Source organism: bacterium Unc6 (genome assembly GCA_013626165.1).
In the GTDB taxonomy this organism is placed as follows: domain Bacteria; phylum Omnitrophota; class Gorgyraeia; order Velesiimonadales; family Velesiimonadaceae; genus Velesiimonas; species Velesiimonas alkalicola.
Map to the genome: position 1 here is coordinate 1 of NDHX01000017.1, position 15,766 is coordinate 15,766.

The 15,766-nt window shown below is 38.0% G+C and carries 16 protein-coding genes; all 16 read right to left on the minus strand.

Translation table 11 applies throughout. The features are described from left to right. Positions 1 to 245, minus strand: a 245-nt coding sequence (locus tag B9J78_06515) for a hypothetical protein (protein MBA2124563.1), incomplete at its 3' end; no start/stop codon positions are given. Positions 246 to 347: 102 nt separating this feature from the next. After that, entirely contained in the window at positions 348 to 899 is a 552-nt protein-coding gene (locus B9J78_06520; protein ID MBA2124564.1) for an SMC-Scp complex subunit ScpB, read from the minus strand. A gap of 125 nt (positions 900 to 1,024) precedes the next feature. Beyond that, positions 1,025 to 1,789 (minus strand): hypothetical protein, encoded by a 765-nt coding sequence (locus tag B9J78_06525; GenBank protein ID MBA2124565.1) that lies wholly within the window; start codon positions 1,787 to 1,789, stop codon positions 1,025 to 1,027. Then, positions 1,777 to 2,388 (minus strand): recombination protein RecR, encoded by a 612-nt coding sequence (locus tag B9J78_06530; protein ID MBA2124566.1) that lies wholly within the window; start codon positions 2,386 to 2,388, stop codon positions 1,777 to 1,779. Before B9J78_06530 ends, B9J78_06525 begins: the two co-directional genes overlap by 13 nt. Next, complete coding sequence (locus B9J78_06535) at positions 2,385 to 3,986, minus strand: hypothetical protein (protein ID MBA2124567.1); 1,602 nt, start codon at positions 3,984 to 3,986, stop codon at positions 2,385 to 2,387. Before B9J78_06535 ends, B9J78_06530 begins: the two co-directional genes overlap by 4 nt. 2 nt (positions 3,987 to 3,988) lie before the next feature. After that, on the minus strand, positions 3,989 to 4,552 hold the full coding sequence (locus B9J78_06540) for a GTP cyclohydrolase I FolE (protein MBA2124568.1): 564 nt from the start codon (positions 4,550 to 4,552) through the stop codon (positions 3,989 to 3,991). Continuing rightward, entirely contained in the window at positions 4,542 to 5,507 is a 966-nt protein-coding gene (locus tag B9J78_06545) for a hypothetical protein (GenBank protein MBA2124569.1), read from the minus strand. The genes B9J78_06540 and B9J78_06545 overlap by 11 nt, the downstream gene beginning before the upstream one ends. 285 nt (positions 5,508 to 5,792) lie before the next feature. Beyond that, positions 5,793 to 6,578, minus strand: coding sequence for a TIGR00159 family protein (locus B9J78_06550; protein MBA2124570.1), 786 nt, complete (start codon positions 6,576 to 6,578; stop codon positions 5,793 to 5,795). Then, on the minus strand, positions 6,571 to 7,506 hold the full coding sequence (locus B9J78_06555) for a [acyl-carrier-protein] S-malonyltransferase (GenBank protein ID MBA2124571.1): 936 nt from the start codon (positions 7,504 to 7,506) through the stop codon (positions 6,571 to 6,573). Before B9J78_06555 ends, B9J78_06550 begins: the two co-directional genes overlap by 8 nt. Before the next feature lie 38 nt (positions 7,507 to 7,544). Further along, entirely contained in the window at positions 7,545 to 8,543 is a 999-nt protein-coding gene (locus B9J78_06560) for a hypothetical protein (protein MBA2124572.1), read from the minus strand. Beyond that, positions 8,530 to 9,357: a 3-deoxy-8-phosphooctulonate synthase gene (locus tag B9J78_06565; GenBank protein MBA2124573.1), complete on the minus strand. Its 828-nt coding sequence runs from the start codon at positions 9,355 to 9,357 to the stop codon at positions 8,530 to 8,532. The genes B9J78_06560 and B9J78_06565 overlap by 14 nt, the downstream gene beginning before the upstream one ends. Continuing rightward, the gene (locus B9J78_06570; protein ID MBA2124574.1) at positions 9,354 to 10,958 is read right to left on the minus strand and encodes a CTP synthetase; all 1,605 of its coding nucleotides are present in this window, start codon (positions 10,956 to 10,958) and stop codon (positions 9,354 to 9,356) included. Before B9J78_06570 ends, B9J78_06565 begins: the two co-directional genes overlap by 4 nt. A gap of 135 nt (positions 10,959 to 11,093) precedes the next feature. After that, positions 11,094 to 11,840 carry a 3-deoxy-D-manno-octulosonate cytidylyltransferase gene (locus B9J78_06575; GenBank protein ID MBA2124575.1) on the minus strand — a complete coding sequence of 249 codons (747 nt, stop codon included), beginning with the start codon at positions 11,838 to 11,840 and terminating at the stop codon, positions 11,094 to 11,096. Next, the gene (locus B9J78_06580; GenBank protein MBA2124576.1) at positions 11,822 to 12,871 is read right to left on the minus strand and encodes a D-glycero-beta-D-manno-heptose-7-phosphate kinase; all 1,050 of its coding nucleotides are present in this window, start codon (positions 12,869 to 12,871) and stop codon (positions 11,822 to 11,824) included. The genes B9J78_06575 and B9J78_06580 overlap by 19 nt, the downstream gene beginning before the upstream one ends. A gap of 5 nt (positions 12,872 to 12,876) precedes the next feature. Then, positions 12,877 to 14,658 carry a hypothetical protein gene (locus B9J78_06585; protein MBA2124577.1) on the minus strand — a complete coding sequence of 594 codons (1,782 nt, stop codon included), beginning with the start codon at positions 14,656 to 14,658 and terminating at the stop codon, positions 12,877 to 12,879. Between the two features lie 166 nt (positions 14,659 to 14,824). Then, a complete protein-coding gene (locus tag B9J78_06590) occupies positions 14,825 to 15,451 on the minus strand; it encodes a hypothetical protein (protein ID MBA2124578.1) in 627 nt (208 codons plus the stop codon). Positions 15,452 to 15,766 lie beyond the last annotated feature (315 nt).

Consider the following 15,766-nt stretch of genomic DNA (forward strand, 5'->3'; position numbering starts at 1 on the left):
TTGTTGCTGTTACGACTATTTTTGTTAAGCTGCTCTTCTAAAGCTTTCACCCGCTCCTGGAGTGCAGCAATCTGCTCCAACTGTTCAAAAATGGTTGCACTCAGGGTGTTGATGAGCTTGATCACCGCCTCAGGACCAGCCTCATAAACCGCCAGGATGTCTTCATGGTTCATGGGTGCTGGTTGGTTCAGAACGATTTCAATCACTTCCTCTTGTGATAATAGCTGCAACAGGGCTCGATTCATGGTATAATTATCCTAGCACATATCTCAGGTTCATGTCAAGCAACATGCAAGCAGGCTGAATAGTTACGAAATCTTATTATTTTTTCATCTTGACATATTACCTCACAACTTATTTTCAGAGATTTCTATATCCTGCTTTGTGAATTGTTTTAACTGAGGTAGCATAGAGAGGTCATTTATACCGAAAACTTCTAAAAATGTTTTTGTAGTGCCATACAGGATGGGGCGTCCCGGAACCTCTTTATGTCCTACAACCTTTATAATATCTCTTTCAAGAAGTGTTGTAGTGACACCATCTACATTTACACCTCTTATAAACTCAACCTCGGCTTTTGTTACGGGTTGCCTGTATGCAATTATTGCAAGTGTTTCAAGTGAAGCAGAAGAAAATTTCTGCTTAGGCTTTTGCCCAAAAAAATTTCTTAAATATGGGAAAACATCAGAAGATGTTGTCATCTGAAAACCGCCTGCAACCTCTTCTATTCTTAATGCAGAGTTTTTTTCTACAAGCTCGTTCTGAAATGTAACAATTGCTTCTTTTATCATGCCCGCATCAGCATCAATAAAAACATCTTTTAATTGTTGGACTGTAATCGGCTCTGTGCTTATGAAAAACATAGCCTCTAATATCCTTTTTATTTCTTTGTTATTCATAATTCCGTTTTCCGTTCACCGAAATGCCTCAGACACCCGTATTCCGTATACCGCATTCCACTGCCCGTTGCCCGTCATCCATATTTCATTTTTTTTAACAGTATACGAAATACGATATACGGCTTTTACCAGTTGCCAGTTACCTGTTCTATGAGGTTAGAACTCACAAACTCCAGTATTCTTTTCTTAACAACAACCTCTCCAAACGCTTTTTCCTGAAACACTTCTATCTCCTTAAGTCTGATAAGTTCAAGCAATGCCAAAAACAGTGCCACAATCTCAAGCCTACTTGCCGCCGATGCAATTAAAACATTTAAGACAATCTCCTCTGCCCCTATTGAAACCTTCTGACGCAATTGGGCTATTTTCTCTTCAACCGTGAATTCGTCTTTTATTACCTCTCTGAATGTATCTTTTGGAATGCCTTTTAATACCCTTGAAAATGCAGCAATAAGGTCAAAAAGACTTGCCTCAAATATCTTGTCCTGTTTCTGAAATTCAACCTGAAAATCAGTACCCTGCCTTTTAAGCATCTCTGTTCTTTTTTGATGTATCTCTGATAGCGTAATGGAAACCTCTTTAAACTGTTTATACTCTATAAGACGCAGGACAAGTTCTTCTCTGGGGTCAGAAACATTTTCCGGCACAGGTCCAGTATCCTGTTGTTGAGGCAAAAGGCACCTTGATTTTATCTGCATCAGTGTTGCCGCCATTACAATGTATTCACCTGCAACGCTTATGTCAAAGAGTTTAATAATATCAAGATATTCCAAATACTGCTCTGTAATTTTTGCAATAGGAATATCATATATATCTATCTGTTCCTTCTTTATCAAAAACAGAAGAAGGTCAAGCGGCCCTTCAAAAACATCCAAATTTACCCTGTACATCTATCTATCTGTATTCTTCCTTTTAGCGCACAGGCTATTGTGGGTTGATCCACATATTCAAGACTTGTGCCAACCGGCAACCCTTGTGCAATCCTTGAAATTCTTATATTTTTATCTTTAAGGATATGACAGATATAAAGTGCGGTTGTCTGCCCCCCTGTATCTGATGATGTTGCAATGATAATTTCTTTGGTGCTGCTGTTGTTGATACGGTCTAAAATTCCATTCGCTTTTATACCTGAACTTCCAATACCGTCAAGAGGAGAGAGTTTTCCCCAAAGCACATGGTACAGTCCGTTATAAGCTTTTGACTTTTCTATTGCAATAACATCCATAGGCTGTTCAACAACACATATAACAGAGGTATCCCTTCTTATATCTGCACATACAGGACAGATATCTTCCTCACAGAGATTGTTGCAGACCTTGCAATATTTCTTTTTTCTTCTCACATCACTTATCAAACTTGCAAGCATATCAGCCTCTTCTTCTGAAAGAGAAAGAATATACAGGGTAAGTCTTTCTGCACTTTTCTGTCCGATGCCCGGCATCTTTTTAAATTCCTCAACAACCTTTTTAAATAAACTGCACTGTGTCATTGTTTTTTTATCCTTATATTATCATTAAAAACCTTTTGGAATTCTTCTACAACAGCGTCAGATTTTATTGAAGGTTCAGTTTTACATTCTGAAGAAGAAAGACAGAACGATATTTTAATATTTTTCCCCGTTATTTTAGATACAACACCCTCAATCTTTTTATTATTCTCTTGCTTTTCAAGATTTTGTTTTGCAAATACAGCCTCTTTCCCACCCTGTATCTCTATCATTAGATTGTCGTTTCTTGAACTTACTATCCTGCTTTTTGAAAGAAATACCGCAGCCGATGGAACCTGTTTTTTTAATTCCTCCAGTATCTTTTGCCAGTTTAATGAAATATCAAAGAAAACAACAGGCGAAGATTTAACAGGTTGCTCTTTGACTTCTTGATTCTGATAAGAAGCACCTGTCACCTGCTTGACATTGATTTTATCTGTGTAGGTATTCAAACTGTTAATGTGTTTAAGAATCTCAGGAAGAGCCAGTATATTTCCTCTCTGTGTAATTCTTATAAGGGCGATCTCAAGAACAATCCTTGCCATCCCTGATTTTTGCTGAAACTGTGCCGCAATAAGAACCTCAAGTATGTAATACAATTCTTCAAATGTTAAAGTTTTTGCCTGCTGTCTACACAGGTCCATTTGTGCAGGTTCTATATCTGCCCCTTCAAAAATCATATCTCCTGTTTGCTGGAAAAAAAGAACAGTCCTGAAGTGTTGAATAAGGGCAAATAAAAATTGTTCAGTGTCTTTTCCTTCTTCAAGAATCTTTTGGACAATATTGATCACAGGTGCAATATTGCAGTCTATAATATCCTGCGAGGCTTGCATAACAATACTGGAATCAAGGAGCCCAAGAACCTCTGTGATACATTTAAGGGTAACCTTTCCTTTGCCGTAGGATATCATCTGGTCAAGTATAACCTGGGCATCGCGTATCGCTCCATCGGAGGCCTTTGCAATCTGATAAAAACAATTTTCCTCAACCTCTGCCTTTTCAACAAACGCAACATTTTTAAGGCTTTCAACTATCTGCGGGGTGGTAAGCCTCTTAAAATTAAATCTCTGACATCTTGAAAGTATAGTACCGGGTATTTTATAGGGATTTGTTGTTGCAAATATGAAACGAACATGCAGCGGAGGCTCTTCAAGCGTTTTAAGCAAGGCATTAAAAGCCTCTGTGGTTAACATATGAACCTCATCAATGATATATACCTTACATCTTGAACGGGCAGGTGCAAAGCAAACCTTTTCTCTTAAATCCCTCACCTCATCTATGCCCCTGTTGCTTGCACCGTCCATCTCTATTATATCAAGGCCCCTTCCTTCAGAAATCTCTGTGCAGGTAGGACACTTATTACAGGGATTTATGGTAGGCTTTTCAAAACTTTCGCAAGCCAAACACTTTGCAAATATCCTTGCGGTTGTTGTTTTCCCTGTGCCTCTGGGACCGCAAAAAAGATATGCAGGAACAACTTTTTCGTTTATTATCGCGTTCTTAAGAGTGGTTGTTATGTGTTCCTGTCCGACAATCTGCTCAAATACCTGGGGTCTGAATTTTCTTGCTATACCGAGGTATGTGTTCTTTTTATTTTCCATCTTTACTGCCTTCCCATAAGACTCAATGCTTCTGCCCTTGTCTTATAATTTGTCCTGAATATCCCTCTTACTGCACTTGTCACTGTGACTGCACCGGGTTTTTTAATGCCTCTCATTGACATGCAAAAATGTTCTGCTTCAATAACAACGATAACCCCTTTTGGTTTTAGCCTCTTCATAAGCACATCTGCAATACTTGTGGTAAGTCTTTCCTGAACCTGAGGTCTTTTGCTTAAAACCTCAACAACCTTCGCAATTTTGCTAATCCCTGTTACACGATTGCCATCAGGTATATATCCAAGATGCGCTTTTCCGGTAAAAGGCAGAAGATGATGCTCGCATACAGAATACAGGGGTAAATCTCTTACTAATATAATTTCATCGTGGCCTACTGCAAGAAAAACAGAAACCTCTTTTGCAGGATCCTTTGAAATGCCTGAAAATATCTCCTCATACATCTGGGCAACCCTTCTGGGGGTTTCTTTTAAGTCAGGCCTTTCTATGTCCTCGCCTATTCCTTCAAGTATAAGTAGAACACCTTTTTCTATTTTTTGTTTATCCACCATTCCACCTTCTATATGCCCACATCCACTGATGAAAACCGCCCCTTATCCTTTCCTCAAGCAAAGATGTAAATTTTTGGGCAACATCTTTTATATCTTCTACTTTCAAAATTTCAAAACATGGAAGAACCTGTATCTGATAATGACCATTATGACCGGATACAAATGCTGGCAGTATAGCGGACCCTGTTCTTAATGAAATAAGAAACGGGGTTTGCATAGTATATGTTTGTAATTGAAAAAAATTTGTAATTATTCCTTTTTTGCCAACATTCTGATCTGCAAGTATACACACTATCTGATTTAAATTTAACGCTTTTATACAGTCCGATATGCACTGTCTTTTTGGTATGGTAAATATCAAATTAAAACCGTATTTTTGACACATCCTTTTATAAAGACTGTTCAGCATATTATATCTTAAAGGTCGGACAAGCACACTTACCTTAAATCCTTCCATACTGAAAAATGCAGGTATAAGCGCAAAATTAGAAAAATGTCCTGTAACAATAATAGCGCCTTTTCCTTTTGAAAGTGCGGATTGGACATATTCAATGCCTGTTAAACTTATAATTTTTCTTCTTACAAAAACAGGTTTTTGCGAAAGCCATAAATTTTCAAGGGCAATCCTTGAAGATGAAATAAAAACTTTTTTTGATATGACCTTTTTATCAGGGCTTAAACACGATGCTTTGGAAACAAGCGAAAGATTCTGTTCAATGATATTTTTGTGTTTCACAGAAAAAATATGAAGAACCGTTCCGATAATATTTCCTGCATAACGGATAAACCAGAATGGGAAAAACTTTATAAAAAAAACAAGGAGATAGACTGAAATAAAAGCAAAAAAATGGCGGACTTGTCTGTTCATCCGCTTCAGAAAAAACTGTCTTTTCATTTTGAGGAGCCTGTTGTCTTGTTTTTTTCTCCTATTTTTACACACCCTGGAACTGCTCATGTAAATAAATTATTAGACTGTCAGACCGTAGACGCCTGCAGTCTGAACAATCTACTCGTCTAAATAACCTATCAGTCTAATAGTCTATAGTTACAATTTAAACAACCTGATGAGTACCAAAATTCCTCACCAACTGTACACTCTCAGGAACAATCCTCTTCTCCTCTCTTAAATAAAACCACAAAAGAATTGCAATCAGCAGTGCAACTATTTTTATTAAAAAATTATGTCTTATTAATGTAAAAATCTTCTTGTTCATGGTTCTTCCTTTTTATTGGACAACATTTATCCTAATATTCCCTTGCGTATCTGTATCCCTAATCTTTTCTTCAAAATCTCCACAAGTGACTCTGTATCAGAAACAGTCTGCATATGCCCATGTATGACAACAGAAACCCTGCCTGTTTTTTCAGATACAACAATAACAATTGCATCTGTTTCTTCAGAAAGCCCCATAGCGGCCCTGTGTCTTGTTCCCATAGTTTTTGAAAGAGTTACATCACTGGATAAAGGAAATAAACACGCAGCCGCAACAATGCGTTCTCCTCTTATAAGAACTCCTCCGTCATGCAAGGGACCTGCAGGGATAAATATTGACTGAAGAATTTCTTGTGAAACCATGCTTTCTAATATAACTCCATTTTCAGCATATGAAGAAAGGTCCGCTTCTCTTTCAAGAACAATAAGTCCCCCCTGTTTTTCTTTAGATAACTTAAAAGCAGCATCTGCTATCTTTTCTATTATTCTGATAGATTGCATTTTTGAAGTTTTAACTACTAAAGAATCCAGACCCAATTTTACAAGTCCTTTTCTTAATTCAGGTTGAAAAATAATAAGAAATCCGACAACAGAGATAGACAGGATCTGTGTTAAGGCCCAGTTCAATGTATGGAGCCCAAACAACTTTGTTATAAAAAGAAATGCAACGAGCAATAACAACCCACGCAAGGCATAGATTCCGCCTGTGCCTCTTGTAAAGATAATTACATGATACAAAACAAACCACAGGATAATTATCTCAAGAACAGGCCTGTAAAAGTCCTTCATAATAGCAAACAGGTTTTCAATCATATTTCATCCTCACAGGTGAACTGAGCCACTCTTCATCCATACTTTCAACATTAAAATTGGAACATATCCGTTGTGCAAGGTTTTTCAATACTTTCCCAGGCGAAAGTTCAATGAAGTTTAAAAAACCCTGCCTTTCCATTTCTAACATAGAATTCTCCCATAACACAGGATGATGGACCTGCCGGGTAAGCGCATCTTTTATCTTCTCAGGTTCATCAACCCATTGGGCAGAAGCATTGCATATAAATTTATATTTTGGTTTCTGCATTTGAATTTTATCAAGAAGTATCTTTAGCCTGTCTGCTGCTGTTTTCATTTTTGAACAATGAAAGGGCCCGCTTGTTTTAAGTCGGACAACTTTTTTAATGCCTGAATCTTTTGATTGTTCAAGGGCCAATTTTATTGAGCCTTCTGTTCCAGAAACAACAATCTGGCCAGGACAATTTAAGACTGCAATCTCTAAACCTGTTTTTTCACATAACTGTTTTACTGTGTTCAGGTCAGAACCAAGCAAAGAAAGCATACCGCCTGGATTTTGCAAAGACTCTTCTTCCATAAATTCCCCCCTTTTTCGGACAATATAGACTGCATCTTCAAACCTTATAACATCGGCACATACAAGCGCAGAATATTCACCCAAACTTAAACCTGCAACGGATATAACAGGTGCCTGTAATGCTTCTTTATTCTTTTCTTGAAGAAATCTTAAACAGGCTATACTTGAGGTGAGGATTGCAGGCTGACTGTTTTTTGTGCTTGAAAGTTCATCCTCATCTCCTTCAAAACACATTCTTGCAACATCAAATTTAAGCATATCTGATGCAATATTAAATATCCTCCTTGAAGATTTAGATGCCTCATAAAATCTTTTCCCCATCCCTCTGTACTGGGCGCCCTGTCCGGGGAATAAAAAACCCATTTTTTCCACATTCAACCCCTTGGTGCTCTGGTGTTCTGATTGACGCTTTAATTGTCCTCTCTAATGACTATTCCTGCTTTTAATAAATCCTGTATATCAAGAAGCCCCACAAGTTTTTTTCTCTTATCAATAACAGGAAGTTCATCTATCTTCCATTGTCTTAATTTTCTTAAACCTTCCTGTGCAATGTTAAAATCTTCAATAAATTTTGGATTTTTGGTCATAACTGAATCTATACTTTTATTCAATAAATCCATATCTGTTTCAATTTTTCTTCTTAAATCACCATCTGTGAACAAGCCTATCAATTTTCCTCTTTTATCAATAACACTTACACATCCGGCTCTTGCTTTTGTTATCTTTAACATTGCATCCTTTACCTTACAATCGGGAAAAACAAACGGATTTTCATTACCTTTCCTCATAATATCTTTTACTTGAAGAAACCCTTTTCCGATTCCGCCACCCGGGTGAAAAAATGCATAATCTTCTTTTTTAAAACCCTTAACTTGCAATACAGAAATAGCCAAAGCATCCCCTATAGCAAGCATGGCAATGGTGCTTGTTGTGGGAGCAAGTCCTAAGGGACAGGCCTCCTGCCTTACAAGTGTATCAATAACAATATCTGAGTATTTTGAAAGTGTGGAACGGGGATTGCCTGTTATGGATATTACAAAGGACCCTATCTGTTTTAACAGTGGAAGAAGCCTGATTATTTCCTCAGTCTGACCTGATTGGGAAAGTATAACGATAATATCGTCTGATGTAACCATACCAAGATCCCCATGGACAGCATCAGCCGGATGCATCCACAGACTTGGAGTGCCGACAGAGGAAAGTGTTGCAGATATTTTCTGGCCGATAATTCCGGCCTTTCCCATGCCTGATACAACAATTCTTCCCTTACAGGCTGATATATTCTGGATTGCATCCTTAAAAGGTTTTGATTGCACAACACCTGAAAGCTTTTTTACCGATGCTACCTGGTTGGCAATAAATTGCAGTGCAGAACTGACTACCCTGTTTTTATTTTTAGTATTTTTCATTTACAATATTGTGTATTTTTACAAGTTTATCAAGCAACATTTCAAGATTATTTAGTGGCAACATACTGGGTCCATCACAGGGAGACTTATCAGGTTGCGGATGGACCTCTAAAAATATACCATCACATCCTGCTGCAACTGCCGCTTTACATAATCCAGATACAAACTGTCTTTGCCCGCCGGAACAGATTCCTTTCCCGCCTGGAAGTTGAACACTGTGTGTTCCATCAAATATAACAGGAACACCAAAATCCCTCACTTGAGAAAATCCTCTCATATCAACCACAAAATTATTATAACCGAATGTTGTTCCTCTTTCTGTAATCATTATGTCTTTTGCACCGCATTGTTTTGTTTTTTCTACAATATTTTTAACATCCCAGGGAGCAAGAAACTGTCCCTTTTTAATATTTATTGGTTTTCCTGTTTTTGCAGACCTGCAGATTAAGTCTGTCTGTCTGCAAAGAAACGCAGGTATCTGAATAACATCCAAAACATCTGCAACAGCAGATGCCTGTTCGGGAGAATGTATATCGCTTAAAATCTTAACCCCTGCTTTTTTCTTTACATTTGAAAGAATTTTTAATCCTTTTTTTATTCCTGGTCCTCTGTATGATTTTATGTTTGTTCTATTCGCCTTGTCAAAACTTGCCTTGAATATATATGGCAGGTGAAATTTTCTTGCAATTGAAGATACTTTATATGCAATATCCAGCGCTGTATCTTCGTCTTCAAGAACACAGGGCCCTGCGATAAGAAGAAGGGGCATACCCTGTCCAATAATAATATCACCGATTTTTGCAATAGGTTTCATTTTAATTTTCTTTTTAATCCCTCTCTAACAAGCCCATAAAACAAGGGATGAGGTTTATCCGGCTTTGACCTGAACTCAGGATGAAACTGAACCGCTATAAAAAAAGGATGCTGAGGAAGTTCTATTATCTCAGCAAGTCTGTTTTTCCTGTGTATACCGCTTATAACAAGTCCGTTCTTGACAAGTATTGAACTGAATTTATTATTAAACTCATACCTGTGCCTGTGTCTTTCCCGAACCAAATCCTTGTGATACAGGCTATGTGCAAGTGTGCCTTTTTTTACATCGCAAGTGTATAAACCTAACCTCATTGTTCCTCCTATATTTTTAATCTTCTTTTGTTCTTCAAGAAGACTTATTACAGGATACCTTGTTTTTTTATTAAACTCTGTGGAGTTCGCCTTTTTTAGACCGCATATATTTCTTGCAAATTCAATAACAGCACACTGCATTCCTAAACATAGCCCGAGAAAAGGAATTTTATTTTCCCTTGCATATCTTACAGCCGCTATCTTACCTTTTATTCCCCTTGAACCGAATCCGCCGGGAATAATCATTCCATCTATATCTTTTAGATATTTTTCAGGACTTTCTTTTTCTATAATTTCTGAATCTACCTTCAGTATATTAACCCTTGAATTATTCGCAAAACCTCCATGCCTTAGTGCCTCATATATAGACTTGTATGCATCCTGATGCTGGACATATTTACCCACAACTGCAATCCGGACACTATATTTTGGGTTTAATGCCCTATCTATAACATTTTTTTTCCAGTCCTTTAAGTCTATGTTTCTGCAACGGATATGAAGAAGCCTGCACAATAGAGAAACTACCCCCTGCTGTTCAAACATAAGAGGAACCTCATATATATCCTTTACATCATGTGCTTCTATAACAGCATCTTTTGTTATATTACAGAACAGCCCTATCTTTGATTTAAGCTCACCCCCGAGAGGTTTTTCTGTCCTGCAAAGAAGTATATCAGGCTGTATTCCTATTTCCCGAAGTTTTCCAACGCTGTGTTGTGTGGGCTTTGTCTTTAACTCATCAGCCGCAGATATATAAGGTACAAGAGTAAGATGGATATATGCAATATTTTCTTTGCCCATATCAAGACTCATCTGGCGAATCGCCTCAAGAAACGGAAGACTTTCTATATCGCCTACGGTTCCTCCTATTTCGCATATCACAACATCAACACTTCTTTGTTCTGCTACTTTTTTGATGCTTTCTTTTATTTCATCCGTAATATGAGGGACAACCTGAACTGTCTGCCCTAAATAATCGCCCTGCCTCTCCTTTTTAATAACCGAATTATAGACCCTGCCTGCTGTTATATTATTATTGCGTGTAATTTTAGCATTTGTAAATCTTTCATAGTGTCCGAGGTCAAGGTCTGTTTCTGCCCCATCATCTGTAACATATACCTCTCCATGCTGGTAAGGGCTCATTGTGCCGGAGTCAACATTTATATAAGGGTCACACTTCTGTAAAGTGATACGAAGTCCCCTTGCCTCTAATAGTCTGCCCAAAGATGCAGAGGCAATGCCTTTGCCCAAACTTGAAACAACACCACCTGTAACAAATATGAATTTCATATATTCCCTGTCGCCAGACCACTAGAGCACCAGCGCACCAGAGCACCAGAGCACCAGAGATTATAGGCTATTAGACTGTAGGGTTTCGACCTACAGCCTAACAGTCTAACAGTCTACAGTCTGACAAAGCACCAGTCACCTGTCGCCTCGTTGCCTGTCTTTCATTATTTCCCTTACTTTTTTTAAGTCTTCCATTGTATCTACACTTATAGAATCATATTGAGAAATAACAACCTTTATCCTGTAACCGTTTTCAAGTGCTCTTAACTGCTCAAGCCCTTCTGTATCTTCAAGCATTGAATGTTTTATCCTCGTAAATGTCCGAAGAAAATCTTTTCTGTATGCATATATGCCTAAATGTTTTAACCACCTGCCTGAATCTAATTTTTTAGGATAGGGTATGCCTGAACGAGAAAAATATAGTGCAAAATTCTCTCTATCGCACACAACCTTTGTAATGGAAGGGTTTTGAATATCCTGCATACTGTCTATTGGAACAGCAACGGTTCCCATCTGACAGTCTTTAAATTCCAACATCTGCTGAAGAAGTTCCTCAACAACAAGAGGGCTTAAAAGAGGTTCATCTGCCTGCACATTTATAATAATAGAGCAGTCTATATTTTCAACTGCTTCTGCAATCCTGTCTGTCCCACACTTATGAAGAGGTGATGTAAGAACAGCCTTCCCGCCAAAACCCTGGACAACAGATAAAATCTCTTGCGAATCTGTTGCGATAAGAACAGACTCTACATTTTTCACCCTCTGTGCATTCTTATAAACATACCACAGCATGGGCTTGCCTTTAAGACTTAAAATTACTTTTTTAGAAAGCCTTGTTGAACCTGAACGAGCAGGTATAACTATTATTGCTCCTCTTTCCACTGAATATCTTTCAAGGAATTTTTTTCCTCAGATAACAAATTTCCGACCCTTGTAATTGACTTTTCTATCTCATCTACGGTAGTGGTTGCAACCCCTATCTTACCCACAACAAGGCCTGCTGCAAAATTAGAAATCCTTGCTGCATCAAGAAGTCCATAGCCTGATGCAACAGCAAGTGTGAAAACTGCAACTACTGTATCTCCTGCCCCGGTAACATCAAAAACCTCCCTCACAACAGTTGGTATGTGCACGGGACTGCTTTTTTTTTGGAAAAGACACATCCCATTTCCACCAAGAGTAATAAGCACAGACTCGGAGTTTAACATTTTTAAAATCTTTCTTCCTGCTATTTCTAATGTTCTGCCATCTGTTATCTTGATATTTGCCGCATTGCCTGCCTCAAACTGGTTTGGTGTAATAGATGTAACATTTTTATAAAACTTAAAATTATACTCTTTTGGATCAACAATAACAGGTATATTTTTTTTAAGGGCAAGGCTTACAATATATTTGATAACATCAGATGTAATAACCCCTTTCCCATAATCTTCTATAATAACTGCCCTGCACCTGGCTATTTCTGATTCCACAGCATCTTTTATCTTTTTTAGTAGATTTAAGGGTATATCCCTTATCGTTTCCCTGTCCACCCTTACAACCTGCTGGTGATGGGCAAGGATGCGGGTTTTTAGTGTGGTCTGCCTTGTTTTATCTATAATAATACCATCTGTGCAATTTCCGTTTTTTTGTAATTTTTCTTTTAATAACTGTCCTTTTTCATCACTGCCTATAAGACCGATTATATGAGCACATCCTTTAAGTGAACTTATATTGCTTGCAACATTGGCTGCACCACCTGGAATAAAGTTTTCCGATATCACTGTCACCACAGGAACAGGCGCCTCAGGAGATATCCTGTCCACCTTTCCCCATAAAAACTCATCAAGTATAAGGTCACCTACCACAAGAATATCCTGCCCTGCAAAATACCTCATCTTTTTTATAAGCCTGTTTTGTAATTGCTGATTCATATTTTTTATTCTACCACTATATTGTCTTGATTGCCATTCTCTAAATTTGAATTTTTTTCATTAAGAGGCTTTTTGTATAACCTCCTTGTAGTCAGGCGGGCTGACAGCCCTTCCTTGCTTTCCAGCATATTTATCCTGTTCTTATACATCTGTTCTGTGGTTTTATCGCCTGCTACTCTTGCAATATCTGCCTGAAGTGTAAGCACATCAAGGTTATATGGGTTTATATACTCTGCTCTTTTCAGCACTGTTTTTGCCTCTTCTATTTTCCCGACACCTAAAAGTGCTGAGCCTAATAATACACCTGTGACAGAAAAATCAGGCCAGATGTGACCTGCCTTTTTTAGTTCTCTTATCCCGTCATTTAACAAACCTTTTTTTAGATACTCATTACCTAAAAAAAACTGTGCATGTATGTTGTTTCTGTCATACCTTATAGCCTTTTTAAAATTATCTATTGCAAGAGCACTCTTGTGTTTTTCTGAAAATACATAACCTTTAAAAAGAAAATGTTGTGAAATAATGCCCGGAATATATGTTAAAGATAACACAAGACACACTATTGAGAGGACCTTTGCAGGTACTGGAATATATGATTTCTGTATCTTGAAAGAATACAAGACACCAAGTAAGAACCAGAAAAACAGTGCAACAGGTATAAACCTTAGCCACTGTTCAAGCATTCCAATAAGAATTCCCGATGCAACAGATGCAATAATAGAAGCAGTAAGAATCTTTTCATCCCTGTGCAGTGTAAAGATAGAACGAAAAGATAAAAAACAAATAATAATAATGCCTGCAAAAAGCACAACACCTAACAGACCCATCTCTGATGCAGTGTGCAGAAACTCATTATGTGCATAGTCTGTAACAAACGTTGCATTTGGATGAAGAAAATATTCTCTTAATCTGAACTCTTGATAATAGATGGGGAACCTTCCTATACCAAAACCTGTCCAGGGTTTAGCAAGTATCATCTCTATAACCCCTGCCCATATCATAAGCCTTATATTAGAAAAAAATGCCTTTATCAGAACATCACCAACAGGGGTTAAAAATACTGCACACACAGCACAAACTCCGCATCCTAAAAAAATAAAAAAATCAGACATTTTTTTTGAAAATACAAGGCTTATAAAAATAAAAACCGAAACACCAAGTATGCCCCATGCAATAAAAGACTCTGCTGTTGAAATAGCAAACAGAAATAAAACACAAAGTAAGAAATAAAAGGTAAGAGGCAGGAAGTGGAAAGTTCGGGGTTTTATAAAAAAATAAAGAAGAAATGGAAATGTAATAACAATTGTTTCAGCAGAAAGATTCCTGTTCCCGACAAAAGATACAGGTGTCTGCCCTTTAGAATACTGAAATATTGCAAAACAGGCAATAAGAAAAGCGCACAATAAAAACAAGGGCAGGAGCCTTTTTTTTATAAAATCTCTGTCTTTTATTGTAGCACCCGCTACAAAACACAGAACACACAGGATAAGAAACCTAAAGTATTCCCAGCCTGCCCATAAATAATTTCCATATAACGAAAACACTGAATAAACAAAAAGAGCAAGAAAAATAACAGATATATTTTTACCTATAGAACTGTTAAGCTCTGGGCGGGCAAACCAGAAATATGCTGATAAAAAAATAAATACAACAGGAACCTTAATGATAAATGCATTATAAAGCGAAGGAAGATATACAACAGTAGCACATAAAAAAAGGAAGAACAAAAATAAATTTTTCACTTGGGATATTATATCATAATTTCCCTTTTGTAAAGGGAAGAAAATACCCCGTCTGCTACCGCAGACACCCCTTTACAAAAGGGGGAATACAAAATACCCCGTCAACTTCGTTGCCACCCCTTTTCTGAGAAAAGGGGAATAAAAAAAGCGTGCCTGACTTTATAAAAGCCAGACACGCTTTTTTCCTCTTCCCGCTCAAGTTTCTACAATTTTAACCTTTAAGGCGTACAGGCGCAGCACCTGGATTTCTTAACACGCCTCTTGTTGGGGTAGCAGCTGATCCTGCAGGATACGCCCTGTTAGGAATCTCAGGATTAATCCTGCCTAATGGAACCCACCTTGCACTGCCGTCCATATAAAGCGCGTTGACGCCATCTGTGTGGTGGTTTATTGGTGCTGCTGCAAGACCTGCCGCCCAACGAACACCCTTTGCACCACTCTGGTCAACCATCACAACAGTATCTGTACCTACGAACTCATTTAAGTCAAAGGCATATGCATAAGACAGGTTCGCGTCGGCCAACGGGGCATCTGCCCTCCTCGTATCAACACTGGATGGACAGACAAACATTGCTCCTGTGGTATATATGGGAATCAGCAAAGAGAGGTCAGCCGCTGGTGTCGCAACCGCGCCAATGCCACGGGACGGGAAGTTCTCTGCAAAATCCCCGGAATACATACGAATAGACAAACCTATCTGCCTCAGATTGTTGATACAACTGGCTCTTCTTGCCTGCTCTCTTGCTCTTGCTAATGCGGGTAGTAACATTGCCGCAAGTATTGCAATAATGGCAATGACGACCAACAATTCAATCAATGTAAAAGACTTTTTTTTCATATATTTCCTCCTTTTTTTTGTTAACATAAAAACTATAACCTTAAGACCAACTTATCTTTTTCACCCCCTTTCCTGTGTAAACATTCACTGAACATCGTTCATATTTTAGGCACAGAGGCACAAAATTAACTGTCTTTTTAGATTCTTTTCTCATGCTTTGTACCTTTGTCACCTTTCGCCTTTGTGCCTTCAGGTAACGCACTTGACCGATTATCTACGCCACCTACAGCCCAACCGTATGAGTAATATACTACATATTTTCTATCTTGTCAAGTAAAATTTTTGCAACTTTTTTTTACTTTTTTTAAACCGACT